The organism is Hydrogenophilus thiooxidans, from assembly GCF_019049855.1.
In the GTDB taxonomy this organism is placed as follows: Bacteria; Pseudomonadota; Gammaproteobacteria; order Burkholderiales; family Rhodocyclaceae; genus Hydrogenophilus; species Hydrogenophilus thiooxidans.
Window position 1 is genome coordinate 37,053 of the sequence record NZ_JAHLSY010000011.1, and the last position, 24,358, is coordinate 61,410.

Annotated in this window: 23 protein-coding genes and 1 tRNA gene; 15 read left to right on the forward strand and 9 right to left on the reverse strand. The window is 60.4% G+C overall.

Features of this window, described 5'->3' with window-relative positions:
- Window positions 1-14: 14 nt before the first annotated feature.
- Window positions 15-740, reverse strand: coding sequence for an arylesterase (locus tag KUL93_RS06885; protein ID WP_217126338.1), 726 nt, complete (start codon window positions 738-740; stop codon window positions 15-17).
- On the opposite strand from KUL93_RS06885, the gene KUL93_RS06890 reads away from it, so the two are divergent.
- Window positions 741-1,424, forward strand: a complete 684-nt coding sequence (locus KUL93_RS06890) for an ABC transporter ATP-binding protein (protein WP_217126339.1) — start codon at window positions 741-743, stop codon at window positions 1,422-1,424.
- Here the strand turns inward: KUL93_RS06890 and KUL93_RS06895 are convergent.
- Entirely contained in the window at window positions 1,413-2,390 is a 978-nt protein-coding gene (locus tag KUL93_RS06895) for an FAD-dependent oxidoreductase (protein ID WP_217126340.1), read from the reverse strand. The genes KUL93_RS06890 and KUL93_RS06895 overlap by 12 nt on opposite strands.
- An 86-nt stretch (window positions 2,391-2,476) precedes the next feature.
- Here KUL93_RS06895 and apbC point away from each other — a divergent pair, with 86 nt between their 5' ends.
- The 3 genes from apbC to KUL93_RS06910 are packed head-to-tail and all read left to right on the forward strand — an operon-like array spanning window position 2,477 to window position 6,403.
- Entirely contained in the window at window positions 2,477-3,568 is a 1,092-nt protein-coding gene (apbC, locus tag KUL93_RS06900) for an iron-sulfur cluster carrier protein ApbC (protein WP_217126341.1), read from the forward strand.
- An 8-nt stretch (window positions 3,569-3,576) separates the two neighbouring features.
- Complete coding sequence (gene dcd / locus KUL93_RS06905; protein ID WP_217126342.1) at window positions 3,577-4,143, forward strand: dCTP deaminase; 567 nt, start codon at window positions 3,577-3,579, stop codon at window positions 4,141-4,143.
- Between the two features lie 25 nt (window positions 4,144-4,168).
- Window positions 4,169-6,403 (forward strand): arginine/lysine/ornithine decarboxylase, encoded by a 2,235-nt coding sequence (locus KUL93_RS06910; protein WP_217126343.1) that lies wholly within the window; start codon window positions 4,169-4,171, stop codon window positions 6,401-6,403.
- Here KUL93_RS06910 and KUL93_RS06915 read toward each other — a convergent pair.
- Window positions 6,379-6,933, reverse strand: a complete 555-nt coding sequence (locus KUL93_RS06915; RefSeq protein WP_217126344.1) for a dihydrofolate reductase — start codon at window positions 6,931-6,933, stop codon at window positions 6,379-6,381. The two genes, KUL93_RS06910 and KUL93_RS06915, sit on opposite strands and share 25 nt — an antisense overlap.
- Window positions 6,930-7,730, reverse strand: coding sequence for a thymidylate synthase (locus tag KUL93_RS06920; RefSeq protein ID WP_217126345.1), 801 nt, complete (start codon window positions 7,728-7,730; stop codon window positions 6,930-6,932). The genes KUL93_RS06915 and KUL93_RS06920 overlap by 4 nt, the downstream gene beginning before the upstream one ends.
- A 92-nt stretch (window positions 7,731-7,822) precedes the next feature.
- On the opposite strand from KUL93_RS06920, the gene KUL93_RS06925 reads away from it, so the two are divergent.
- The 5 genes from KUL93_RS06925 (at window position 7,823) to KUL93_RS06945 (ending at window position 12,400) form a co-directional block, all read left to right on the forward strand.
- The gene (locus KUL93_RS06925) at window positions 7,823-8,593 is read left to right on the forward strand and encodes an oxygen-binding di-iron domain-containing protein (RefSeq protein WP_119334939.1); all 771 of its coding nucleotides are present in this window, start codon (window positions 7,823-7,825) and stop codon (window positions 8,591-8,593) included.
- Window positions 8,590-9,405 (forward strand): hypothetical protein, encoded by an 816-nt coding sequence (locus tag KUL93_RS06930; RefSeq protein ID WP_217126346.1) that lies wholly within the window; start codon window positions 8,590-8,592, stop codon window positions 9,403-9,405. The genes KUL93_RS06925 and KUL93_RS06930 overlap by 4 nt, the downstream gene beginning before the upstream one ends.
- Window positions 9,356-10,612, forward strand: coding sequence for a putative bifunctional diguanylate cyclase/phosphodiesterase (locus KUL93_RS06935; RefSeq protein ID WP_217126347.1), 1,257 nt, complete (start codon window positions 9,356-9,358; stop codon window positions 10,610-10,612). The genes KUL93_RS06930 and KUL93_RS06935 overlap by 50 nt, the downstream gene beginning before the upstream one ends.
- Window positions 10,603-10,674, forward strand: a tRNA-Arg gene (locus KUL93_RS06940). The genes KUL93_RS06935 and KUL93_RS06940 overlap by 10 nt, the downstream gene beginning before the upstream one ends.
- A gap of 109 nt (window positions 10,675-10,783) precedes the next feature.
- On the forward strand, window positions 10,784-12,400 hold the full coding sequence (locus KUL93_RS06945; RefSeq protein WP_217126348.1) for a methyl-accepting chemotaxis protein: 1,617 nt from the start codon (window positions 10,784-10,786) through the stop codon (window positions 12,398-12,400).
- Here the strand turns inward: KUL93_RS06945 and KUL93_RS06950 are convergent.
- The gene (locus KUL93_RS06950; protein WP_217126349.1) at window positions 12,390-12,839 is read right to left on the reverse strand and encodes an acyl-CoA thioesterase; all 450 of its coding nucleotides are present in this window, start codon (window positions 12,837-12,839) and stop codon (window positions 12,390-12,392) included. The genes KUL93_RS06945 and KUL93_RS06950 overlap by 11 nt on opposite strands.
- 136 nt (window positions 12,840-12,975) lie before the next feature.
- Between KUL93_RS06950 and KUL93_RS06955 the strand changes: the two genes are divergently transcribed.
- Window positions 12,976-13,689 (forward strand): Crp/Fnr family transcriptional regulator, encoded by a 714-nt coding sequence (locus tag KUL93_RS06955; RefSeq protein ID WP_217126350.1) that lies wholly within the window; start codon window positions 12,976-12,978, stop codon window positions 13,687-13,689.
- 315 nt (window positions 13,690-14,004) lie between these two features.
- On the opposite strand, the gene KUL93_RS06960 is transcribed toward KUL93_RS06955, so the two are convergent.
- The 4 genes from KUL93_RS06960 to KUL93_RS06975 form a co-directional block, all read right to left on the reverse strand.
- Window positions 14,005-15,846 carry a nitric oxide reductase activation protein NorD gene (locus KUL93_RS06960; RefSeq protein WP_217126351.1) on the reverse strand — a complete coding sequence of 614 codons (1,842 nt, stop codon included), beginning with the start codon at window positions 15,844-15,846 and terminating at the stop codon, window positions 14,005-14,007.
- A gap of 8 nt (window positions 15,847-15,854) precedes the next feature.
- Window positions 15,855-16,631 (reverse strand): CbbQ/NirQ/NorQ/GpvN family protein, encoded by a 777-nt coding sequence (locus KUL93_RS06965; protein ID WP_217126352.1) that lies wholly within the window; start codon window positions 16,629-16,631, stop codon window positions 15,855-15,857.
- Entirely contained in the window at window positions 16,628-17,452 is an 825-nt protein-coding gene (gene cobA, locus KUL93_RS06970; RefSeq protein ID WP_217126353.1) for a uroporphyrinogen-III C-methyltransferase, read from the reverse strand. Before cobA ends, KUL93_RS06965 begins: the two co-directional genes overlap by 4 nt.
- Window positions 17,453-17,553: 101 nt before the next feature.
- Entirely contained in the window at window positions 17,554-18,762 is a 1,209-nt protein-coding gene (locus tag KUL93_RS06975; RefSeq protein ID WP_217126354.1) for an NnrS family protein, read from the reverse strand.
- A 189-nt stretch (window positions 18,763-18,951) separates the two neighbouring features.
- Here KUL93_RS06975 and KUL93_RS06980 point away from each other — a divergent pair, with 189 nt between their 5' ends.
- From KUL93_RS06980 to ahbB (KUL93_RS07000), 5 genes are read left to right on the forward strand one after another with little or no spacing between them, the layout of a single operon-like run.
- Window positions 18,952-20,670: a cytochrome D1 domain-containing protein gene (locus KUL93_RS06980; RefSeq protein ID WP_488165576.1), complete on the forward strand. Its 1,719-nt coding sequence runs from the start codon at window positions 18,952-18,954 to the stop codon at window positions 20,668-20,670.
- Window positions 20,671-20,683: 13 nt separating this feature from the next.
- Window positions 20,684-21,052: a c-type cytochrome gene (locus tag KUL93_RS06985; RefSeq protein WP_217126355.1), complete on the forward strand. Its 369-nt coding sequence runs from the start codon at window positions 20,684-20,686 to the stop codon at window positions 21,050-21,052.
- A complete protein-coding gene (locus KUL93_RS06990; protein WP_217126356.1) occupies window positions 21,010-22,266 on the forward strand; it encodes a cytochrome D1 domain-containing protein in 1,257 nt (418 codons plus the stop codon). The genes KUL93_RS06985 and KUL93_RS06990 overlap by 43 nt, the downstream gene beginning before the upstream one ends.
- Window positions 22,267-22,270: 4 nt before the next feature.
- On the forward strand, window positions 22,271-23,296 hold the full coding sequence (ahbB, locus tag KUL93_RS06995; RefSeq protein WP_217126357.1) for a siroheme decarboxylase subunit beta: 1,026 nt from the start codon (window positions 22,271-22,273) through the stop codon (window positions 23,294-23,296).
- Window positions 23,274-24,356, forward strand: a complete 1,083-nt coding sequence (gene ahbB / locus KUL93_RS07000) for a siroheme decarboxylase subunit beta (RefSeq protein WP_217126358.1) — start codon at window positions 23,274-23,276, stop codon at window positions 24,354-24,356. The genes ahbB (KUL93_RS06995) and ahbB (KUL93_RS07000) overlap by 23 nt, the downstream gene beginning before the upstream one ends.
- Window positions 24,357-24,358: the final 2 nt, after the last annotated feature.

The following is a 24,358-nucleotide window of genomic DNA, read 5'->3' on the forward strand; positions in this document are numbered from 1 at the left end:
CAAGCGCCTGCCGGTCACCGCAGCGCGCTGTGGCGCGAAGGTTCCGGACAAGGGATGAGCGGCGCCAGAGCAGGCCAGACCGTTTCGAGAAGGAGCGGCTGCGCTTCCGCGGTGGGGTGGAGTCCATCGCCTTGAAACGCGTCACGGTTGAGCGCAATGGGCGCCAAAAGGAACGGAACGAAACCGGCTACCCGTTTTTCCACTGCCAATTCCGCAAAGGTCGCGGTGAACGCTTCGCTGTAGTCGGGACCCAGGTTCGGCGGAATTTGCATCCCGATCAGCACCACCTGCGCCCCGGCGGCGTGCGCCGCGTCGATCATCGCGGCCAGGTTCTCCCGCATCGCCGCCAGCGACAAACCGCGCAGCCCGTCGTTTGCACCGAGTTCGAGGATTACCAACCGGGGCCGTTCGCGGGTGAGCAATTTCGGTAGCCGCACCCGGCCGCCGTGGGTCGTCTCGCCCGAAACGCTGGCGTTGACCACGCGCCACTGCGGCGCGCACGCCCGCAGCCGCTCCGCGAGGAGATCGACCCAACCGCTACCGGCGCGCAGACCATAGCCCGCCGAGAGACTGTCGCCGAAGACGAGGAGCGTTGCCGCCTGGGCGCGCGGAGCAGAAGGGCGCTCCGGGTTCGCGGCACCATCGTCTGCCCGCGCCGGGCGGTTCGGTAAGCGGCTGAGGAACCCAACCGTTATCATCGCACTCAAGAGACGACGACGAAAAGCAGAGCGAAGCGACATATGATCGAAGCCATCCATCTCACGAAAACGGTTACCCTGCCAAGCGGAGCCACCTTGACCTTGCTCGATGCGGTCGACTGTACCATCAACGACGGCGAGGCGGTTGCGGTCGTGGGCGCTTCCGGGTCTGGCAAAACGACGCTCCTTGGACTGCTCGCCGGGCTCGACCGGCCCACGCGCGGCACGATCGTCGTCGATCGCGCTGAGATCACCGCGTGGGACGAAGAGGCGCGCGCCCGCTGGCGGCAGCAAGCGGTTGGTTTCGTCTTTCAAGATTTCCAACTCCTTCCGCACCTCACTGCGTGGGAAAACGTGGCGCTCCCCCTCTGGCTCAAAGGGGAGGGCGATGCGGAACGGCAAGCCAAAGCGTGGCTCGCGCGTGTCGGTTTGGCCGAACGGCTCGGTCATCGTCCGGAGGCTCTCTCTGGTGGCGAACAGCAGCGCGTCGCGTTGGCGCGCGCGTTTGCGTGCCGCCCGCGCTACCTCTTTGCCGACGAACCCACGGGGAACCTCGACGCTGCCACGGGCGAAACCGTGATCGAACTCTTGTTTTCGCTGCAGCAAGAGAGCGGCGCCACGCTCGTTCTGGTCACCCACGATCCGGCATTGGCCGCGCGCTGTCAGCGGGTATTGACGCTCCAGCGGGGTCGGCTTGTCGCCAACGATCGCCCATCAGCGGGATAGCGCGGCGCGCACCGCGCGTGCCGTGGTCCAGCCGCTCGCTACCGCGCTTTCCAACCCGGGAAGCGCACCGATCGGTGGCAACCAGTCGCCGGCAAGCCACAAATGGCGGGCGATGTGAACCGGTTGGGCAACCGGCTGCGGAAGCGCCCGTGCGCTACCCCAGCGCAGAACCTTCGGCCACTGATGCAGCCGCGCCGAGGTTCGTTCCAATTGAGCGGGCAAAAGCGGCGCTGCGTCCTGCGGTTCGGTTGTCAGCACCACCGCCGCTGCGGTGATGTGCCCTGGCCCGACCGTGGTCACACGCCACCCTGAATCGCCGTGTGGGGTGAGCGCGATCACCGGTGATGCAATCTGCACCACCTGTCCGAAGCGACCGATCCGCCGCGCGAGCGCCACCGCAAACCATTCGCTCGCCGGTTCCGTTACTTGCCACGCGTGCCTTTGCGATGCCGGAAAGCGCATGACGGCGCGAACGAGCGGCACAAGGCGCGGCCAGGTCAGGGTGGCGAGCGATTCTCCGCACCATGTCGTGGCGAATCGTGAAAGCGCTGCATGAAACGGCGCAGGCGGGGTGGCGACCCGGAACCAGGCAGCAAGCGGCGTATCCGGATGGCGACGCCCCCACGCCCGCAACCGCCAAAGCCAAAAGAGGGGGTGGGAAACGGACGTTCCTTCGAGTTTGGGCCAACCGGTTGGCGAAACGGACCAGCGCTGCGCACCTTCCTCTTCCTCCCAAGCGTACGGAAGCGACCTAAGCGGCTGCGAAGAAAGGGCGCCCGCACGCAAGAGCTGTTTCAGCATCGGTGTGGCGGCGGGGAAACGGAGCGCGTGTTCGGCCAAACTGGCAAGCCCCCCGCCCAGTTGCGGACGCTTTTCCAGCACGATCACGGAGTACCCCCAACGCGCCAACCGCCAGGCTGCGGTGAGTCCCGCTGCGCCCGCCCCGACTACGACGATTCGTTTCACTGCGCTCCTTTTCTAGGGGTGATCGTTCCTGCCACACGGTGGTATGATCGCACGCATCGTTCGCATTCGACAAGGAGCCGCGCGACATGGCGATAACCCAAGAGGCTGTTCGATCGGTGCTTGCGCAGACCATCGACCCCAATCGCGAAAAAGATTACGTGACCACCGGCGCCGTGCAGCAAATCGCAGTCGACGGCGACGCCGTATCGGTCAAGATCGCGCTCGACTACCCCGCAAAGAGTCAATGGGCAGCGATCCAGCAGCAGATCGAAACCGCGCTTCGTGACGCGTTGCACCCTGCGGCGCTCTTCGTCGAAGTGACCAGCCAAATCGGCATCCACAAAGTGCCGCCGGGGTTACGGCCGCTGCCCGGTGTCGCGAACATCGTCGCGGTCGCGTCGGGTAAAGGGGGTGTGGGAAAGAGCACCACCGCGGTGAATCTTGCGCTTGCGTTGGCGGCAGAAGGGGCGAAGGTGGGGATTTTGGATGCCGATATCTATGGCCCCTCGATCCCGCAAATGCTCGGGCTCGGCCATCAAAATCCGGTCTCGGAAGACGGACAGAAGATGCAGCCGCTCACCGCGTACGGCATCGAAGCGATGTCGATCGGCTTCATGGTCGACGTCGAAACGCCGATGATCTGGCGTGGCCCGATGGCTTCACAGGCGCTGGTGCAGCTCCTTACCGAAACCGCGTGGCACGACCTCGACTACCTCATCGTGGACATGCCGCCGGGAACGGGGGACATCCATCTGTCGCTCGCGCAAAAAGCGCCGCTCACCGGCGCGGTGATCGTTACGACCCCGCAAGAGATCGCGCTGTTGGACGCGCGCAAAGGGCTCAAGATGTTCGAAAAGGTCCAAGTCCCCGTTTTGGGGGTGATCGAGAACATGAGCCTTCATATCTGCTCGCACTGCGGCCACGTCGAACCGATCTTCGGGGAAGGGGGTGGCAAAAAACTCTGTGACGATTACGGCGTGCCTTTCCTGGGGGCGTTGCCCTTGGATCGCCGTATCCGGGAGGAGACCGATAGCGGCAAACCCACCGTGGTGGCCGAGCCCGATGGCCCGATTGCCGAAAAATATCGGGAGATTGCCCGCCAGGTGGCGATTGCGATTGCCGACCGCGGCAAAGACTTTACTCACAAAATGCCCACGATCGTGGTCAAAAACGACTGAACGCAACGATGAGCATCAAATCGGACCGGTGGATCCGCCGCATGGCTGAAACGTACGGGATGATCGAACCGTTCGAACCCGAGCTCGTGCGGCAAGTGGATGGCACGCGCGTCGTCTCCTTCGGCACCTCGAGCTACGGCTACGACGTTCGCTGCGCCAACGAATTCAAGATCTTCACCAACATCAATTCGACGATCGTCGACCCCAAGAATTTCGACGAACGCAGTTTCGTCGACTTTGTCGGCGACGTTTGCATCATCCCGCCCAACTCGTTTGCGTTGGCGCGCACCGTCGAATACTTTCGCATTCCGCGCAACGTCCTCACGATCTGCCTTGGGAAGAGCACCTACGCGCGCTGCGGCATCATCGTCAACGTCACACCGCTTGAACCGGAGTGGGAAGGGCATGTGACGCTCGAATTCTCCAACACCACGCCGCTGCCGGCGAAGATTTACGCAAACGAAGGCGTGGCGCAGATGCTCTTCTTCGAATCGGACGAGGTGTGTGAAACGAGCTACCGCGACCGGGGCGGTAAGTATCTGGGGCAACGCGGCGTGACCCTGCCGCGCATGTGAAGCGACAACGACAAAGGGCGACGCGATGCGTTTTCATTTTCCTATCGTCATCATCGACGAGGATTTCCGTTCGGAAAACGCCTCCGGCTTGGGGATTCGAGCGCTCGCGCAGGCGATCGAAGCCGAAGGAATGGAGGTGCTGGGGGTGACGAGTTACGGCGACCTCACCTCGTTTGCCCAGCAACAGAGTCGGGCGTCGGCGTTCATCGTCTCGATCGACGACGAGCAGCTGCAAGACCCGCTGCAGGCGGCTGAGGTGATCGAACAGATTCGCAATTTCGTCGCCGAGATCCGTTTTCGTAACGCCGACATTCCGATCTTCCTCTACGGGGAGACACGCACCAGCCGCCACATCCCCAACGACGTGTTGCGCGAACTCCACGGCTTCATCCATATGTTCGAGGATACCCCGGAATTCATCGCGCGATACGTGGTGCGCGAGGCGCGCAACTACCTCGACAGCCTCGCTCCCCCCTTCTTTCGGGCGCTTACCCATTACGCTGCCGATGGATCCTACTCATGGCACTGCCCGGGGCATTCGGGTGGGGTGGCATTCCTCAAAAGCCCCGTCGGTCAGATGTTCCACCAGTTCTTCGGCGAAAACCTCCTGCGCGCCGACGTCTGCAACGCCGTAGAAGAGCTGGGGCAGTTGCTCGATCACACCGGGCCCGTTGCGGCGAGCGAACGCAACGCCGCGCGCATTTTCCACTGTGACCATCTGTTTTTCGTCACCAACGGAACCAGCACCTCGAACAAGATGGTCTGGCACTACACCGTTGCGCCGAACGATATCGTCGTGGTCGATCGCAACTGCCACAAATCGGTGCTGCACGCGATCATCATGACCGGCGCGATTCCGGTCTTTCTCACCCCGACGCGCAACCACTACGGGATCATCGGCCCGATCCCGGAACGCGAATTCGCGCCAGAAGCGATCCAGGCGAAGATCGACGCACACCCGTTCGCCCAACTGGCAAACGACCGACAACCCCGCATCCTCACGCTGACGCAATCGACCTACGACGGCATCCTCTACAACGTCGAACGGATCAAAGCAGAGCTCGACGGCTACATTCCGACGCTGCATTTCGACGAAGCGTGGCTGCCGCACGCCGCTTTTCACGACTTTTACGGCGACTACCATGCAATTGGCGCAGACCGCCCGCGCTGCGAAACTTCGCTTATCTTCTCCACCCAATCGACCCACAAACTGCTTGCGGGGCTGTCGCAGGCGTCGCAAATCCTGGTTCAAGAGGCGAAACAGGGTGGGTTTGACCGTGACCTCTTCAACGAAGCGTACTTGATGCATACCTCGACCTCGCCGCAATACGCGATCATCGCCAGTTGCGACGTTGCCGCGGCGATGATGGAACCGCCTGGGGGTACCGCGCTCGTCGAAGAATCCTTGATGGAAGCGGCCGAATTCCGCCGTGCGATGCGCGAAGTGGCGCGCGACTATCCCGATTGGTGGTTCCGCGTCTGGGGGCCGGAGCGGCTCGCGGAAGAGGGGATCGGCACGCCCGAAGACTGGATGCTGCGCCCGAACGAACGGTGGCACGGTTTTGGCGAAATCAGCGAAGGGTTCAACATGTTGGACCCGATCAAAGCGACGATCATCACCCCAGGGCTCGACGTCGATGGCGATTTCCACGACTGGGGTATCCCGGCCGGGGTCGTGACCCGCTACCTTGCGGAACACGGCATCGTCGTCGAAAAAACGGGGCTTTACTCGTTCTTCATCATGTTCACCATCGGCATCACCAAAGGGCGGTGGAACACGATGGTGACCGAATTACAGCAGTTCAAAGACGATTTCGACCGCAACCAACCTCTGTGGCGGGTGATGCCGGAGTTCATCGCGAAGCACCCGAGATACGAAAAATGGGGGTTACGCGACCTCTGTCAGCGCATTCACGCGTTTTACAAAGCACACGACGTGGCGCGCCTTACCACGCAGATGTACCTTTCGGAGATGGAACCGGCGCTGCGCCCTGCGGACGCCTGGGCCAAACTGGCGCATCGCGAAATCGACCGCGTCCCCATCGACGCGCTCGAAGGGCGGATCACCGCGATGCTCGTCACCCCGTACCCACCGGGAATCCCGCTTCTGATTCCGGGCGAGCGCTTCAACGCAACGATCGTCCACTACCTGCAGTTTGCCCGCGCGTTCAACCGCTCGTTTCCCGGGTTCGAGACCGACGTGCACGGCCTCGTCAAAGGCGAGGATGGGGAATACTACGTCGATTGCGTGCGCGATTGAACGCGGCGGTAGGTGACGAACGCAAACGGATAGGGGTGGTTCGCGTCCGCCGGGTGTCGCGTGCGTGCAACTTCGACGAATTCCGTTTTGGGCCAAGGCGGAAAGAACGCGTCGGCAGAGACTTCGGCGTCGACCTCGGTGAGCTCCAAGCGGTCCGCAAAGGGAAGTGCCGCGGCGTAGAGCTGCGCGCCGCCGATCACGAACACGGTGGGCGCCTTCGCCAGTGCCGCCAATGCCGCCTCGAGCGTTGGAAAGCATAGCACCCCAGAGGGAAGCGTCGATTCCGGTTCTCTTTCGGTGGGCGCGGCGTCCGTTTGCGATCGCGCAAGCGTTCGACTCACCACCGCGTTGGTGCGCCCCGGCAGCGGCCTCCCAAGAGAGTGCCACGTGTTGCGCCCCATCACCACCGGCGCCCCCAGCGTGAGCTGCTTGAAGCGTTTGAGGTCGTCCGGCAGATGCCACGGAAGCGCATTGCGGTACCCCAGTTCCCCATTTCGACCCACTGCGGCGATGATCACGATTTCGCTCATACCGCCACCGGCGCCGGAATGTGGGGATGGGGGTCGTACCCCTCCAGGGTGAAGTGCTCGTAGCGAAAATCCTCGAGCCGCGTGATCGTCGGGTCGAGTCGCATCCTGGGCAACGGGCGTGGCGTTCGGGTGAGCTGCAGACGCGCTTGTTCGATGTGGTTGCGGTACAAGTGGCAATCGCCGCCCGTCCAGATGAACTCGTGCGCGGTGTAGCCGCAAACCTGTGCCACCATCATCGTCAGAAGCGCGTACGAGGCGATATTGAACGGAACCCCCAAAAAGACGTCGGCGCTACGCTGATAGAGTTGGCACGAAAGGCGCCCATGCGCGACGTAAAACTGAAAGAGTGCGTGACAGGGCGGAAGCGCCATCTTGTCGACATCGGCGGGGTTCCACGCCACGACCAGGTGGCGTCGCGAGTCTGGATTGTTCTTGAGCGATTCCACCACCTGCGCGATCTGGTCGATCACCCGCCCGTCTGGTGCCTCCCAGCGCCGCCACTGTTTGCCGTAGATCGGCCCCAAGTCACCATTTGCGTCGGCCCATTCGTCCCAGATCGTCACCTTGTTTTCATGAAGGTAGCGAATGTTGGTGTCGCCGCGCAAAAACCAGAGCAGCTCATGAATGATCGAGCGCACATGGAGCTTTTTCGTGGTGAGCAGCGGAAAGGTCTCCCCGCCGTTGAGTGGAAACCGCATCTGATAGCCGAAGACCGACAGCGTGCCGACGCCGGTGCGGTCGCGTTTTTCCACGCCGTGGGTGAGGATGTGGTCGAGAAGCGCCAGATAGGTCTGCATACAAAAACTCGCCGGTTTCTTGATCCAGGTCAAAGAAGCCCGTGAATAACTATGGTAATGTGAAAAATACCACACATGCCATGGAGTGGCGTATGCGCAATCTAGAACTATACCGCGATTCGAACCACCTGTGCGTGCTTTTGCACGAAACCGAAGGGAATGAAGAGGAAGGCATTCACTCGAATCAGTATCTCATTTTGCACCGGGAGGAGGGGGTATTGCTCGACCCCGGCGGTTTCGGCGTGATGCCCGACGTGCTCGAAGCGATGCTCGACTACTGCACGCCGGAGCAGATCAAGGCGATCATCCTTTCGCACCAGGACCCGGACATCGTCGGCGGGTTAGCTTCCTGGCTCGAGATCACACAAGCTCAGGTGTGGATTTCGCGTTTGTGGACCCGCTTCATTCCCCATTATGGTCTCCCACCCAAGGCGGTCGAGCGCCTTATCGCGATTCCCGACGAAGGGGCACGCTTCACCTGGAACGACGGTACGGAACTGGAGCTCCTGCCGGCTCATTTCCTCCATTCCGAAGGCAATTTCCACGTCTATGACCCCACCAGCCAGATCCTCTTTTCAGGCGACCTCGGTGCAGCGGAGATGAGCAGTGCGGCACTCAGCCCATTTGTCGATGACTTCCCCGCCCACGTTTGCCAAATTGCCGGATTTCACCGTCGCTACATGGTGAGTCACCGTGCGGTTGCCGTATGGCGCGCGACCCTGGGGGATCGACCGCTCTCGATGATCGCCCCGCAGCACGGAGCGATCTACCGTGGTCGTGCGATCACTGATTTCCTTGCCTGGATCGACGAACTGCCTTGCGGCGTCGATTGCCTACAGCCAGGCGGGAGATTCCTTCCGTGAACCGTTTCGTCCCCAGTAATCTGGTCGTTTTGCGCCGTGACGTGCTTTGCGCCGCGAGCGCGCTCCTGGAAGAGCAGGTTCGGGCTAGCCAGGCCTTCTCGGCAATCGCCAAGACGCTTCACCGCGTTCACGGGGAACTGGCCAATTCGCTTGCGGAATTGGCTGGGAGAGCCGATGCGGACCTTACCGTTCGGCAATTGGCCAGACGGTGCCAAACGCTGAGAACGACTCTTGCGCTCGTCGAGCAACACTATCAGGCCGATGTCGTCCGGCAGCGCGATGCGTTGCGCGCCCTTCTTGCGGCGTTCAACGAAAGCAGCAAAGTGCTGGCGCAGACGTTGGTAGAAAAGGATCTTCTCGATCGCCACCGGATGGTGCTCGAGCGGGTTGTCCTCTCCTACGAACGGGTGATCAACTGGCTGCCCTTCATCGAAGAGGTGCTCAAGGAGTTTCACGCGATTTTTCCGTTCGACCTCTTTTTCGTCGCGTTTGCGGAAAAGCATGGGTTGACCGCGCACCTCTTCTACCCAGGGCGACCCACAGCGGCACAGCGATCCGATCTGGAACCACAACTCGTGCGCGAACTCCTTGCGCGTTTGAACCAACCGTTTGATGCCGCTGTCGACCTGGCGGTCCATTACCTGGATTGGACGCCGTGGTTTGGGATCGCGACAGCGCAATGCTATCAATTGCTCACCGAGAAGGTGCCCGATCATCGCTCAGGACTGGCCGGTATTCTTGGTGTTGGCTTTGGTTCTCCACATGCTCGAGTACGAGATCGGTCGCAGCGAACGGCACCAGCATGCGTTTAGCCTCATCATGATCGATCTCGACGATTTCAAGGAGATCAACGACACCTACGGTCACCCCGCAGGTGACCTGGCGCTCACAGAGCTTGCGAACGTGCTCCAGGCGCAAGTTCGGCAAGGCGACCTCGCTTGCCGGATTGGCGGCGATGAGTTCATCTTGTTGCTTCCCGAAACGCCGCTGGAGGGTGCTAAGGCGCTCGCGCGCAAACTCTGTGATCGGTTGCGCGCCCATCGTTATTTCTATCAAGGGACCTCATTTCATGTGACCTGTTCACTGGGCATTGTGAGCTACCCGCAAGACGGAAAGTCGGTCCATGAACTCCTAGCGCACGCCGATCTGGCTACCTATGAGGCAAAACGGCGAGGAAAAGACGAAATCTGCGCTTATGACGACCTCAAAACGCGCCGGACGGGCGGCGCTTTGACGCGTGACTCCCTTACCGAGCAGCGCAGCGAGGTGGAAGCGCTTCGCGAAGCGCTCGCCGAGCGACGCATTGTTCCGTTTTTTCAACCGATCGTCGATATGGCAAGCGGTCAGGTGGTTGCGTTCGAGGTGCTCGCCCGCCTCATCCCGTCGGTAGGCGACCCGATCCCAGCAGGACGGTTCATCACGGTAATCGAAAAATATGGTTTGGGACGCGAACTCGACCGCCAGATCATTGCAGCAGCGCTCGCGGCGTTGCGTGACTTTCCAGGGGAAAAACCCACCCTTTTTCTCAACCTATCGGTACAGGAGATCCAAAACCGCAACGTGCTCGGTTTTGCGGCACGCCTTTGCCACCACTGGGGGCTGGATCCCGGCCGCATCGTCTTCGAGCTCTTGGAGCGGCACGCTGTCGACGATCTCGAGAAGATGCGCCAGTTCATCCGGCAATTGCGCAAAAGAGGGTTCCGGTTTGCGCTCGACGACTTTGGCAGCGGCTACAACAGCCTGCACTATCTGCGGGAACTGGAGCTCGATTTCGTCAAGATCGACGGCGCGTTCGTGCGGGGCATGCAAACGTCGCGCATCGACGAGGCGCTGGTGCGTAACCTCTCCAATCTCTGTGCGGATCTCGGCATGCAGACGGTAGCGGAATTCGTCGAAAATGAGGAAATGTTTGCCATGTTGCAGAAGATGGGGATCACCCATGCGCAGGGTTACTACCTCGGTTTGCCGCTGCCTCGCCTGCCGGTGGTAGAATCGCCACCGCGCACTGGCTCCCCGTAGTTCAATGGACAGAACGAGCGCCTCCTAAGCGCTAGATCCAGGTTCGATTCCTGGCGGGGGGACGAAAGTGGCTATGAAAAAACATCAAAAAACCCCTCAACTTTTCCAACCGTGTGCCGATAACCCAATTAGAATTGCAAAAGTTCGGGCATCCAACCAAAGGGGGAAACGATGCGCGTCAACCAGCCTGTAACCCAGCGTGAATACCCGGTGCGCGACGACTGCGCGATCATCAGCCACACCGACGAAAAGGGTCGCATCACCTATTTCAACAAAGATTTTCTGGAGTATTGCGGCTTTGCCCCCGAAGAGTTGATGGGGCAGCCCCACAACATCATTCGGCACCCCGATATGCCGCCCGAAGCGTTTCGCGACCTCTGGGCCACTTTGAAAGCGGGGCGGCCGTGGCAGGGATTGGTGAAGAACCGGCGCAAAGATGGCGACCATTACTGGGTCAAGGCTACCGCAACCCCGAAACCGGGGGGGGGTTATATGAGCGTGCGGATGAAGCCCACGCGCGAAGAGGTTCAAGCCGCGGATGAACTCTACGCGCGGATGCGCGCCGGGGAAAAGATCGCACTCGAAGGGGGTAAAGTCCGCGCAGGCGCCATCACCCGCTTTTTGCGGCGCATTACCCTCAAGCAGCGGGTCGTACTCCTCATGCTCTTTCCGGTGATCGGTTTTGGGTTGTTGTTGGGTCTAGAGTGGTATGAATACGGGCAACCGTCGCTGCTTTCTTTTCTATTCACGCTCCTTGGTGTGGTCGTGACGCTGACGGTCGGTGGGTGGACGGTCAGCCGCCTCTCGCACGGTTTTGCCGAAGCGCAGCGCATCGCCCGTGCGGTGGCAAACGGCGAACTCAAAGTCGAGTTCGACGACATGGGGCGGGACGAGCTCGGCGAACTCTTCGACGCGTTTCAGATCATGCGCAACCGCCTCTTCGAATTGGTCTTTACGCTCCAGCAACAGCTCAAAGCGGTGCAGGAAGCGCAGCACGCGGCAGAGTCCTCTGCGCAAGCGATTGCCGCCAGCGCGCACCAACAGGCCGAAAATACCCAGGCGATTGCTGCTTCGGTGTCGCAGAACACCGCTTCCGCTCAAAAAATTGCCGAACACGCTACCGTTACGGCCAAAGCGGCCGTTGCGGCGCAGCAGGCGGTCGACAACGGTGCGCGAGTCGTTCACCGTGCCGCCGACGAGATCGCGCGTATCGCCCTTTCCGTCCGAACGTCGGCAGCGAATCTCACTAAGCTCGAAGGCATTGCAGGTGAAATCGGCCAGATCATCCAGACGATCCGCGAAATCGCCGATCAAACCAATCTGTTGGCACTGAACGCCGCGATCGAAGCGGCGCGCGCAGGCGAACAGGGGCGCGGTTTTGCGGTAGTCGCCGACGAGGTGCGGAAACTTGCCGAGCGCACCGCGAAAGCAACGCTCGAGATCGGGACGATGATCGAACGCATTCAGGAAGAGACGCGCGTCTCGGTAACCAGCATGCAGGAGGGGGTGGCGCTCGTTGAAAAAGGGGCGGATAGTGCCCACGAAGCGGGGAACTCGGTCGAGGAGATCAAGCGGGAAGCCGAAAAGGTGATCTCCGCTGCGCAGGAGATTCAGCGGGCGATGCACGACGAGCTCGAAGCGCTGCGCGAAATCGAAACGCACGCCAAGCAGATTGCCGAAGGCAGTCAACTGGTCGAGGAAAAAGCGCAAACTGTCGTTGCAGCCGCAGGCCAGGTGGGACGCGCGACGCAGCAGGTGATCAACACCGCTTCGCTCTTCAAAACGTAGGCAGCGTTCCGAACCGTGTTTGCCATCGTTGCCAAAAGGCGTCGGGTACCGGCGCCTTTTCCCGTTTCGCGTAGTCGAAGGTGACGACACCGTGTTTGCCCCGCGCCACTTCGCGCCCGCTCGCTGATTCCGTCAATTGCCAAACCAGGTCGAAACCGTAGCGATGGGGGTCGGCGATGCCCATCGCGCAGAGCAGCCGTTCGCCATGAAACGCTTCGCTGCGGTACTGCGCCGCCACGTCCGCGAGGATGATCCCTGCGCCGCCAATGTCTACCTGGGAAAAGCCCAACTCGGCCAAAAGCCTGCAGCGCGCTTCCGCGACCAGCCCCAAGAGCCGTGCATTGTCGAGGTGCTGCCCTTCGTTGATGTGTTCGATGTAGATCATGAGTTCGGTGACGAACGGCAGATGTTCGGGTAGGGCGATCTTGATGCGTGCCATGATGTGTGTAACCCATTCGTATCGGAACCTGGAAAGCCAATGATGATAACAGGAAAGCGCTGTACCACTTTTCCTTGCCGCACAGGCTGGCCGCGCTATAATGGATGTGGTGCTAACCCCAATCGAACCGGTGTCCATGCCGAAAACGATCGCGCTCCTGCGAAACGTGCCGCTTTTCTCGTTGCTCGAGGATGAGACTCTGACCCAGGTGGCTGAGGCAGCACAACCCGTAGCCCTGGAACGGGATCAGGTCCTCTTTTTCCGCGGCGACGCTTCGCGGGGGTTCTACGTGGTCGTGCAAGGGCGGATCAAACTCTATATCGACGGGCCGAATGGCGTGGAAAAGGTGATCGAAACGGTAGGGCCCGGCGGTACCTTCGGCGAAGCGGTGATGTTTCTGCGCCAGCCTTACCCAGTAAACACCGCCGCGCTGACACCGGCAGAAGTGCTTTTCATCCCGCGCGATGTGATCGAACGGTTGCTCGACGCGAATCGCGATTTCTGCCAACGGATGCTCGCCGGGATGGCGATGCGGTTGCGATCCCTCATCCACGATATCGAAACCTATTCGGTCTGTTCGGCAACCCAGCGCGTGATCGGTTACCTCCTGCAATTACTGCCGGAAGCAGGGGTGGCGACCAACGATGGCCCCATCTTGCTCGAATTGCCGGTGCAAAAATATGTGTTGGCCTCTCGCCTCAACCTGAAGCCAGAGACGCTCTCAAGGGTCTTTTCTGATCTGGCTGCCGAAGGTCTGTTACGCACCAGCGGGCGAAAAGTGTGGATTTTGGATTTGGAAGGACTGCGCGCCTTTGCGCCCCAAGAGGCGTTCTTGCCGCCTTGCCGCTGACTCTGATGACGCCAAAGTTCTGCCAGCGGTGTCCATTGGTCACCCAAGAGGTCTTGCACACTGCGCGCGACACTGGATGGATCGAAAAGTGTCCCATAAGCGTCGAAAACACACGCAGCAATTCCGTGCAGGCGTTTGGGGGGGCATGGCGTTCGTCTCCTTGAGCGATCGTTCAAGGAGATTTTACACAACCAACGCGACTAGGAAGAAAAACGCAAAAATGCCGTCGATCTTCTGCGTTAAGCTTCCAGGGATGCGCTGTAGCAACGACATGCGGGTCAAAGTAAGGAGGGCGAACGCGCCGATTGTGGCCGCTTATAAACCTTCGGTCAAGAGGGCGTAGATTTTCGGAAGCCGTTCGGCAAGCGTCGCCATGCGGGGGATGAGCAGGTAGCCAGATTGACCGAAGAGATAGGGGAGGTAGTCCGATGCGTCTTTGTCGATGGTGAGGCAGAATGGGCGTACGCCCGCACGTTTGGCCTCACTGATCGCCATGCGGCAATCTTCGATCGCATAACGTCCTTCGTAGCCGTCGAGGTCGTTCGGTTTTCCGTCGGAAAGGATCAACAGCAGGCGCAAACTGTGGGGTTGCTGTTCCAGCTGCCGAACAGCGGCACGTATCGCCGCGCCCATTCGCGTGTAGTAACCGGGTGTGATCGCTGCGATGCGCGCACGTACCGAGTCGGTTCGTCGTTCAGAAAAGCGTTTGAGCCAATGGAACAAGATCTCTGAGCGGCGGCGCGAAGAAAACGTGGCGATCGCGTAATCGTCGCCCGTGGCCGCGATCGCTTCGGAAAAGACCCACAGGGTGTCGCGGATGAGGTCGATTACCCGAAGGTCGTCGGACGCATGGGCATCGGTAGAAAGGGAGGTATCGGCCAAAAGCAGCGTCGCGATATCCCGGTGGTGGGCGCGCTTAGCCAGATAGAGACCGCGGTCGGCTTCCGCAAACCCTGCGATCCGATCCGCGCGAAAACGGACAAACCGCTCCAGGTCGAGTTCGTCACCGTCGGGTTGCCCCGTCAAAGTGACGCGTATGGGGGCAAGCAGTTCGAGCTGGGCGCGCAGACGGCGAATCGTGCGCCGAAGCTGTTCCGGAATTTCGGCGGTAGCGTTGTCACTGGGTGGTGTTTTTATGACAACACGACAAAAGTTTTCCCGATAGGATTGGCTGCGGTAATCCCATTCGGGAAGGAGAAGCTCGCCGTGTAGTGTCTCGTCCGATTCGGTGCCCGGTGCGGTCTCGACTTCCAGGCGAACCCGCGCGGCAACCCGTTCGTCGTCATCGGCGAAATGGAGCGTGTCGAGTGTCTCGGCGGCGCGACTGGGGTCCTCTTCCGGTTCGTCATCTTGCGAGCGATTCACTTTGACATATTCCGCCCAGGAGAGGAGACTTTCTGCCCGGAAGACGAGCAGCATTCCGTGCTCTTCTTTTGGCGCGTCGGTGCGTTCGGCGCGTAGCGTTCTCTGCTGCGATTCCGCGTCGCGCGCGTTCGCATCCGAGGCCGCGTCGCGATGCTTTTTCGCTTCGGGCGGTGCCGCAGGATCTTCCAGAAACCAGAGCCACACCGGAAATGGTGCCTTTTTGCTACGATTGGGCTCTGGAAACGAAGTGAGTGCCCCGGGAGTGGTGAGCGCGAGCCGAATGGCGTTTTCCACTTCCGCTTCGGCAGGGGGAAGTCGTGCCGGATCGGGTCGGTATGCGATCAGAGCATGGACCAGTCGCCGATAGCGCGCTTCCCACGCCGGAAAGCGCGCTAGGGCAACGACCGTAGCCCGTTGATTGGCAAGCCAAATGGGTTCGCCTTTCGGGACATAATGGGCAGCAGCCAGGGCCAACCAGAAATAGGCGTCGCGGTTGAGCGTCGCGTCGGGAAACCAGTCGATCGTCGCCGGGAGGTAGCACGCGTCTTGACCGATCATGGGTGGGGCGGTGCGATCGCCGACACCCGCGATCCGCTCGACGAGGCGTCGCCGGTGATGACTTTGGCGCCGCACCGCCGGTTTGAGGACGCGCGCAGGGATCCCGCCGCAGCCCCGATAAAAAACCGCAAGCGGGCGCACCCAATCGCTGAGCGCGACCGCCGCTTCCGGATGGTTGCGCACGGCGACCCGCGTGATCCAGCGATCCCAGAGTGTGCCGATCCACTCTTCCATCGCAACCGTTATCCTTCGAAAACGGAGCGCACGATCTCTTCCAAGCCGAGCGCGATTTCGCGTTCATCGGTAAGCGCTTCGATGATCGCGGCGTTGCACGCAACGAGTGGTTCGACGCCACTCGCAATCAAGCGGGCGGCATAGACGAGCATGCGTGTCGAGATCACCTCTTCCAAATCGATTTGCTTGAGACCGCGAATCGCCTGCGCCAAATGGACCAGCTTTTGTGCGACCCAAGGTTCGCAACCCGTCTCGGCAATGAGGATTGCACGCTCGTTTTCGGGTAAGGGAAAATCGAAGCGCAGCGCGACGAAGCGTTGCCGGGTAGAGGGTTTCAGCCCTTTGAGGAAATTTTGATATCCAGGGTTATAGGAGACCACCAACATGAACGTTGGTGGCGCGGTCAGATGCTCTCCGGTGCGTTCCAAGAAGAGTTCACGGCGATGGTCGGCGAGCGGATGGAGCACCACGGTGACGTCCTTACGCGCTTCGACCACTTCGTCCAGATAGCAGATCCCCCCTTCGCGTACCGCGCGGGTCAATGGACCGTCTTGCCAGACCGTTTCGTCGCCACGTATGAGAAAGCGGCCCACCAGATCGGCAGCGGTGAGGTCGTCGTGACACGCTACGGTATAGAGCGGGACGCCCAAGCGTTCCGCCATATAAGCGACGAAGCGGGTTTTGCCCACACCGGTTGGTCCTTTGATCAGCACGGGGAGCTGGTTCGCGAACGCCTTTTCAAAGAGGGCGATTTCGTTGCCTTGGGGGTGGTAGTGGATGCTCATCGGCTAACCTTGTCCGCGGTTTGTGTTGTGTGGCTGGGGTTCGTCTCTTTTGGGGCAGCACTGGCAAACGGGCGCATCGCTTCAAGTCCTTGCGCCACCCGAATCACTTCGCCAACGACGATGAGCGCAGGGGGGTGGACTTCAGCTGCTTTCGCGATTGCGGGGAGCGTTGCCAACGAACCGACGATGCGCCGTTCCTGCGGCGTGGTGGCGGCTTCGATGATCGCTGCCGGTGTTTCCAGCGCACGCCCATGTGCGATGAGTTGCGCGCAGAGCTCAGGCAACGTGGAAACGCCCATGTAGAAAACGACGGTCTGTTTGGGGCGAGCCAATGCGGGCCAGTCGAGGTTGAGCTTACCGTTTTGCAAGTGGCCGGTGACGAAGAGGCAGGCTTGTGCCACACCGCGATGCGTCAGCGGCAGTGCGTTGCTCGCGGCCATGCCACAGGCCGCAGTGATGCCAGGAACGATCTCGAACGGCACGCCGGCCGCGGCAAGTGCCCATGCTTCCTCACCGCCGCGACCGAAAATCAATGGATCGCCACCCTTGAGCCGAACGATGCGCCGAGGTGCCTCTTGCCACAGGCGGACGAGGACTTGATTGATCTCTTCTTGTGGCAAGGTATGGTGCCCAGCACGTTTGCCGACGAAGATACGTTCGGCTGTGGGGGAGATCAGCGCCAGGACGCCATCGGAGACGAGGTTGTCATAGACGACCACGTCGGCGTGCTGCAAGAGCTTTGCTGCGCGCAGCGTCAGCAACTCGGGGTCGCCTGGCCCGGCGCCAACCAGATAGACTTGCAGTGTGGGGAGATCGCTCATCGGAGAACCCTCGTTTTTCTCTCATATCGGTGTTGTACCACTGTGGTGGTTGATTCGCTATGACCTGCATCAATTTGTACATGGTTTCTTCCTTTCTTGTGTTATCCAGGCTGTCCATCTGGGCGGGGACGGATCAGGCGCGGGATGAAGCGGGTGAGGTAGAGCACGAAAGCACCGGCAAAAAAGAGTGCTGAAAGCCGTAAGCTCCAACCGGCCCATGCCACAGGGGCTGCGGCAAAGAGGCGGGTAGCGGTTGCGGCGCCGATGAGGAAGAAAGCAAAACGCAAACCGCGGGGTGCGCGGTTGGGGTTCCCGCCGGTGTGTCCCAACGCGGTGCGGGTGATCATGCCCAGGATCATCCAACCCATGCCGCCGACGGTGATCAGATGGAGCACTGCGCTCCGCCAGCCCGATTCGCTCCAAACCGCCAAACCGAACGCGAGAATACCCAGACCGGTTGCGGCAAAGCCAAGATGAAGCACCCAAACCATCGGGTTTTCCCAAATGCGCGGGTGGTACCAGCGGACAGAGCGTTCGAGATAGGCGACTCCGGTGGCGACGCTGAGCACAAGCACCACAAAGCGTGGCGCGTCGAAGAGGAGCGCGCAGGCGAGCGCTTCCGCGCCGAGCACGGTCAGTCCAAGCGAATAAGCAGGTGTCGGTACTTGCTCCAGCGACAATGCTCGGCTGGTAAAAAAGGAGATGACCCGCAACCCCATGAACGCGATGATCGCCGCGATCGCAAATACGCCCGCTTCCAGAAAGGTGAGCGGGTTGACCCATACAGGTGGATCACCGAGTGAAGCGAGGAACCCCAACTCCAGTGCCCCGAACACGAGAACCAAGAGCGGAACGGGGTAATTTCGCACTTGCTGACGCTTCCAGACGCGAAACCAGAGCGTTTCAGCCGCAGCGAGCCAAAAGAGCGCCGCGGGAATTGCGATCCCCAACAGAGACGAAGAGAAAGTGGCGGCAGCTCGGGTAACGAGCCAAAGAACAACCACCGTGCCCAAACGGAACCCGGCCAACGGCGGCAACCCAGTCCAATTGGTGACCGCAGTGTGGAGGAAACCGACAACGATCGCGCCGCCAAAACCCCACACCATTTCGTGGCCATGCCACAGCAGGCCGGTTAGCAGGGGATCGACGCGCGATGTGGCCCCGCCAAAAGGAGGCGCGATGCCCCAACCCCACAACAGGACATTGACCACGGCAAGCAAGCTGCCCAAGAGGTAGAACGGACGAAAGGCCATCGCGAGCCATGCCGAGAAGCTGGGCGCCGCTCGAGCGTGCATGAGTTTCGCGTTCATGCGTCTCCTTTGCAGAAAAGTGTCGGTTCAATATTATGACGCAGCTGCTCCTCCCCTGCCTTGAGCTGCATTAGTTTTACCAAAACCTGAAAAATTGACAGGGATCAAGGCAAAGCAGACGCAGAAGCGCTACAGTGCCCCATGCCATACCTTCATTGGGAAGGTGGCTTTCGTGGAATTAGGGGAGTAATGACCATGAGGATGAAGACCTTGACATTGGCACTGCTGGCGCTGCCCTGGGCAACCGGTGTCGCGTTTGCGCAGCATAAGGATGTATCGGCGCCTGAAGTGAACTACCAAGCGGGCGGCTCTCCGTTGGAAAACGTCGAAATGCACCATGACGTCAATCCGAAGGCTCCGCCGATGACGAAAGCGGAGTTCGAAAAAGCCCGCAAGATCTATTTCGAGCGCTGCGCGGGGTGCCACGGCGTGCTGCGCAAAGGGGCGACCGGGAAACCGCTCACGCCCGACATCACCATCGAAAAGGGAACCCCTTACCTCGAAACCTTTATCAAATACGGGTCACCCGCCGGGATGCCCAACTGGGGAACGTCTGGTGAGCTCACCGACGAAGAGGTGAACCTCATGGCGCGTTACATCCAGCAGACCCCGCCGCAACCGCCGGAGTTTGGCCTCGCTGAGATGAAAGCGACCTGGAAAGTGATCGTTCCGCCCGAGAAGCGGCCAACGAAGAAGATGAATAACTACAATCTGGACAACCTCTTCTCGGTGACGTTGCGTGACGTTGGGAAGGTGGCGCTCATCGACGGGGATACCAAGAAGATCATCAATATCGTCCCCACGGGCTACGCGGTGCATATCTCGCGCCTTTCCGCCTCGGGTCGGTACCTTTACGTGATCGGGCGTGACGCCAAGATCAACATGATCGACCTGTGGATGGAAAAACCCGACAACGTCGCAGAGATTCGCATCGGTCTCGAGGCGCGTTCGGTCGAAACCTCCAAATTCAAAGGGTATGAAGACAAATATGCGATTGCGGGTTCCTACTGGCCACCGCAATACGTGATCATGGACGCGGATACGCTCGAACCGCTCAAAATCGTTTCGACGCGCGGGATGACGGTCGACACGCAAGAGTACCATCCCGAACCGCGTGTGGCTTCGATCGTCGCGAGCCACTACCGGCCAGAGTTCGTCGTCAATATCAAAGAGACCGGGAAGACCCATCTGGTCGACTATTCCGATATCGACAACCTGAAGATCACCGAGATTCCGCTCGCGCGATTCTTGCATGACGGTGGTTGGGATGCCTCGAAGCGCTACTTCCTTGTCGCGGCGAACAAGTCGAACAAAATCGCGGTGATCGACGCGAAAGAGGGCAAACGGGTCGCGCTGATCGATGTCGGCAATATCCCGCACCCAGGCCGTGGCGCGAACTTCGTCGATCCGAAGTACGGACCGGTATGGGCAACGGGCCATTTGGGTGACGAAACGATCGCGGTGATCGGGACCGATCCGGAGAAACACCCGCAGTATGCGTGGAAGGTGGTGCGCACCCTCAAGGGGCAAGGCGGGGGGAACCTCTTCATCAAGACCCATCCGAAATCGAAGCACCTCTACGTCGATACGCCGCTCAACCCCGATCCGAAGGTATCGCAGTCGGTTGCGGTGTTCGATATCACCAACCTCGACGCGCCACCGAAGATTTTGCCGATCGCCGAATGGGCCGGTTTGGATGACGATGGAGCCAAACGTGTGGTTCAGCCGGAATTCAACAAGGCTGGCGATGAAGTTTGGTTCTCGGTCTGGTCGGCGAAAGACAAGAAATCGGCAATCGTCGTGGTCGACGACAAGACGTTGCAACCGAAAGCGGTGATCAAAGATCCGGCATTGATCACACCGACGGGCCACTTCAACGTCTACAATACGCAACACGACGTCTACTGAGCGGTTATGCGCGATGGTGACGAAGCAAAGCAATTTGGCTATCGTGCATTTTGCTGCGCTGGCCATCGCGCTGCTCGCACTGCCTATTGCGAACGCCGGTGCGGGCGATGTGATCTCGCCCGCGCCCACATTTGAGCGCCAGCGCGCGATCGTCCATCTGGTGCGCCAGGACTGTGGCGCGTGTCACGGAATGACCTTGCAGGGCGGATTAGGGCCGCCGTTGACGCCCGAAGCGTTGGCGGAAAAGCCAGAAGAGGGTCTGGTGGCGACGATCCGCCAGGGTCGCCCAGGAACTCCAATGCCACCTTTTGCCCCTTTTCTTTCTGAGGATGAAGCGAGATGGATCGTCGAACGCCTGAAGCAGGGCTTTTCCAGCGAATGAAACGGGTTGCCCTATGCCTGCAAGTAACCCTTTTGTTTTTCGGGAGTGCTGTTGCGGCACACGCGCACGAACCAGTGGGGCACGATGCGGTCGGTGCGACGGTTTCGGCGTTACCCACTGGGGATCTTGGCGTCGTGATCGAACGTGCAACCGGCAGTGTATTGTTGGTGGCGCATTCACAACCCCGCATCATCAAGCGTCTGGAAGGATTGGGCGATCTTTCGCACGCTTCGGTGGTCTTCTCCCGTGATCAACGCTATGCCTATCTTTTTGGCCGTGACGGTGCGCTCACGCAGATCGACCTTCTGACGCAGCAGGTCAAGAAACGGGTCGCGCAAGCAACAAACAGCATCGGCGGCGCGGTTTCCAGTGACGGCAAACTGGTGGTGGCGCAGAATTATGCGCCAGGGGGCATCAAAGCGTTCGACGCCGGAACGTTGGCGTTGGTTGCCGAGATTCCCGCGCTACCCGGCGCCAACGGGCAACCGTCGAAAGTGGTCGGCCTAGCCGATCTGCCCGGTCGACGTTTCGCTTATGCGCTCTTCGATGCCAACGCGCTCTGTTTGACCGATTTTTCCAACTTGGCGCAACCGGAAACCCAATGCCACCTTGCGGGAAAACAGCCGTACGACGGCTTGGTTTCCAACGACGGTCGCTTCTATCTGGCCGGATTGTTCGGTGAAGACGGTATTGCCTTCTACGACGATCTCTACCCGGAACGGGGCGTGCACAAGATCCTTGCGGGGTATGGCCGCGGCGAACAGCCGTTACCGGTTTATAAGATGCCCCACCTTCGCGGTTGGGCGATCGCTGGCGATCTCGCGTTTTTACCGGCGATTGGTCGGCACGAGGTGTTGGTAGTTGATACCCGCACTTGGCAGGAGGTCGGCCGCGTAGCTGTCAAAGGTCAACCCGTTTTCGCGGTTGCGCGTCCGGACGGACGTGAAGTTTGGGTCAATTTTGCTTTTCCCGATAATGGTTGGGTCCAGGTGATCGACCGCAAGACGCTTGCAGTAACCCATACCTTTTCGCCGGGAGCGGCGGTGCTTCATCTCGAGTTTACGCCAAAGGGTGATCAAGTTTGGGTCTCGGCACGTGACAGCAACGCGGTGGTGGTTTATGACACCGCGACCAAAACAGAGGTTGCGCGGCTTCCTGCCCATGCGCCGAGTGGGATCTTCTTCACCTATCGCGCTGCGTTGTTCGGGCGCTGAAGGAATGGGTGGGGTAGAGGTGGATCCGTTCGACGCTTCCTGGACGCTGCACCTTGTCAATGCGTGGCAGCGTGGCTTTCCGCTGGTTTCGTGGCCATTTGCCGAAATCGCGAAAGCGTACGATGCGTCGGAAGCCAAGGTGCGTTCCGCTTTTTGCGATGCGAAAGCGAAGGGATGGATCGATCGGATCGGCCCGGTTTGGGCGCCGCGGACTGTCGGATGGAGCACCCTTGCTGCAGCCTCCGTTCCAGCCGAGCGGCTGCACGAAGCGGGTTCGATCATCGCGCACTACCCGGAAATCAACCACAACTACGCCCGGAGCGGCGCCGAACTCAACCTCTGGTTCGTATTGACTGCACCCAACGAAAGCGCGGGACGGTCCCTTTTGACAACCCTCAGTCAGCAGATCGACGCTCCGATCTATCCCTTTCCGCTGGTACGCGAATACCACATCGACCTAGGGTTCGACCTTGCCCAAGGACGCAAGACTTCAGCGCGGGAGCGTCTCCCCAAAACGCCTTGTGACCGCTGGCGCACGCAGACATTGTCCGGTCGGGAACGCCAATTGTTTGCGCTGCTCAGTGACGGATTGCCGCTCGTTCCCCAACCCTATCGGCAGATCGCCGAGCAATGCGGATGGGCGGAAAGCAAGGTGCTGCAGCAAATTGCGCATTGGCTCGCCGAAGGGACGATGCGCCGTTTTGGTGCGGTGGTTCGCCATCGGGCGTTGGGGTGGACGGCCAATGCAATGGCGGTTTGGGCCGTGCCGCCTGCTTTGGTGGACGAACTGGGGGTGCAACTGGCCGCAGAGCCGGAAGTGCATCTCTGCTATCGACGCGAACCGGTGCCCGAAGTCTGGCCTTATACACTCTATGCGATGGTCCACGGCAGCGATCCGACCCATGTCGCGCAAGTGGTCGCAGCGATCCAGCACCGCTTGGCACTCGACCGTTTTCCCCATCGACTGCTCTTCAGCACCCACTGCTTCAAACAGACCGGAGCGCGCTATGTCCGCCACCGCGCCGCATGAGCTGAGCGAACGAGAGCGACTCCTTCTTTGGGCGCTTCAAGATCATCTGCCTTTGGCAAAACGCCCCTTTGCGCGTTGGGCAGAATGGCTGGGGGTGCCAGAAAGGGTGATCGCCGCGCAGATTGCCCAATGGTTGCAGAAGGGGCTGATTACCCGTTTTGGCCCGTTCATCCAGGTCGAACGCAGCGGTGGCGCGTTCGTCCTCGCGGCGGTTGCCGCGCCTGAATCGGCGCTGGAGCAGACGATTGCGGCGATCAATGCGTTTCCCGAAGTGGCCCACCACTATCTGCGCACCCATTCACTCAACTGTTGGTTCGTGATCGCGTGTGAAAACGAGCACGCGGTGAAGGGGGTTGCGCGGGCGATCGAGCAGGCAACTGGATATCGGGTTTGGCTCTTCCCCAAAGAGCGCGAATATTTCGTCCGTTTGCGTTTGCTGCCGTGGACGCCGGAAACGGCCCCTGACGAGGAGACGCTGGCGAACTGCTCGGGACTCCTGGCGCAAACGCGGCCAGCAGAACCCTCGGAAACGTCCAAAGCGGAAGGGATCGTGCCGTGTCCCTTGACGGCACGCGAACGGGCGCTGCTCATCGCGACGCAAGCCGGGTTACCGTGTGTCGTCGATCCGTTTTGCACCGTTGCTGCCCACCTGGGGTGGCGCGAAAACGAGGTGATCGACACCTTTTCCGCGCTGATGGCACGCGGCGTGGTTCGACGTCTGGGCGTCGCGGTCAATCATTACGCACTGGGTTATCGTGCGAATGCGATGTGTGTCTGGGATGTTGCCGACGCAGCAGTGGATGCGGTCGGATCCTGGCTGGCGGCAACCGGTGCGGTCAGCCATTGTTACCGGCGACCGCGCCATCTGCCCCATTGGCGCTTCAATCTCTTTGCAATGTTGCACGGTCGCACGCAGGATGAAGTGGAAGCGCAACGTGCCCAACTGATCGAGGCCTGTCACGAGCGTTTTCCCCGGGCGCTCGCCGCGCACGATGCGCTCTATTCGACACGGATTCTGAAAAAAAGCGGCGTTCGCCTGCGCCCAACAGCGATCGCGTAACA

Excerpts from the sequence above, each read along its gene's own strand:
- KUL93_RS06960 (WP_217126351.1), bottom strand. The coding sequence starts at position 15,846 with ATGGAAGAGTGGATCGGCACACTCTGGGATCGCTGGATCACGCGGGTC.
- KUL93_RS06975 (WP_217126354.1), bottom strand. The coding sequence starts at position 18,762 with ATGAACGCGAAACTCATGCACGCTCGAGCGGCGCCCAGCTTCTCGGCA.
- KUL93_RS06925 (WP_119334939.1), top strand. The coding sequence starts at position 7,823 with ATGCGCAATCTAGAACTATACCGCGATTCGAACCACCTGTGCGTGCTT.
- KUL93_RS06890 (WP_217126339.1), top strand. The coding sequence starts at position 741 with ATGATCGAAGCCATCCATCTCACGAAAACGGTTACCCTGCCAAGCGGA.
- cobA (WP_217126353.1), bottom strand. The coding sequence starts at position 17,452 with ATGAGCGATCTCCCCACACTGCAAGTCTATCTGGTTGGCGCCGGGCCA.
- KUL93_RS06920 (WP_217126345.1), bottom strand. The coding sequence starts at position 7,730 with ATGCAGACCTATCTGGCGCTTCTCGACCACATCCTCACCCACGGCGTG.
- KUL93_RS06985 (WP_217126355.1), top strand. The coding sequence starts at position 20,684 with ATGGTGACGAAGCAAAGCAATTTGGCTATCGTGCATTTTGCTGCGCTG.
- KUL93_RS06965 (WP_217126352.1), bottom strand. The coding sequence starts at position 16,631 with ATGAGCATCCACTACCACCCCCAAGGCAACGAAATCGCCCTCTTTGAA.
- ahbB (WP_217126357.1), top strand. The coding sequence starts at position 22,271 with ATGGGTGGGGTAGAGGTGGATCCGTTCGACGCTTCCTGGACGCTGCAC.
- KUL93_RS06885 (WP_217126338.1), bottom strand. The coding sequence starts at position 740 with ATGTCGCTTCGCTCTGCTTTTCGTCGTCGTCTCTTGAGTGCGATGATA.
- KUL93_RS06910 (WP_217126343.1), top strand. The coding sequence starts at position 4,169 with ATGCGTTTTCATTTTCCTATCGTCATCATCGACGAGGATTTCCGTTCG.
- apbC (WP_217126341.1), top strand. The coding sequence starts at position 2,477 with ATGGCGATAACCCAAGAGGCTGTTCGATCGGTGCTTGCGCAGACCATC.
- KUL93_RS06950 (WP_217126349.1), bottom strand. The coding sequence starts at position 12,839 with ATGGCACGCATCAAGATCGCCCTACCCGAACATCTGCCGTTCGTCACC.
- KUL93_RS06915 (WP_217126344.1), bottom strand. The coding sequence starts at position 6,933 with ATGAGCGAAATCGTGATCATCGCCGCAGTGGGTCGAAATGGGGAACTG.
- KUL93_RS06980 (WP_488165576.1), top strand. The coding sequence starts at position 18,952 with ATGACCATGAGGATGAAGACCTTGACATTGGCACTGCTGGCGCTGCCC.
- KUL93_RS06935 (WP_217126347.1), top strand. The coding sequence starts at position 9,356 with ATGCTCGAGTACGAGATCGGTCGCAGCGAACGGCACCAGCATGCGTTT.
- dcd (WP_217126342.1), top strand. The coding sequence starts at position 3,577 with ATGAGCATCAAATCGGACCGGTGGATCCGCCGCATGGCTGAAACGTAC.
- KUL93_RS06990 (WP_217126356.1), top strand. The coding sequence starts at position 21,010 with ATGGATCGTCGAACGCCTGAAGCAGGGCTTTTCCAGCGAATGAAACGG.
- KUL93_RS06945 (WP_217126348.1), top strand. The coding sequence starts at position 10,784 with ATGCGCGTCAACCAGCCTGTAACCCAGCGTGAATACCCGGTGCGCGAC.
- KUL93_RS06955 (WP_217126350.1), top strand. The coding sequence starts at position 12,976 with ATGCCGAAAACGATCGCGCTCCTGCGAAACGTGCCGCTTTTCTCGTTG.
- ahbB (WP_217126358.1), top strand. The coding sequence starts at position 23,274 with ATGTCCGCCACCGCGCCGCATGAGCTGAGCGAACGAGAGCGACTCCTT.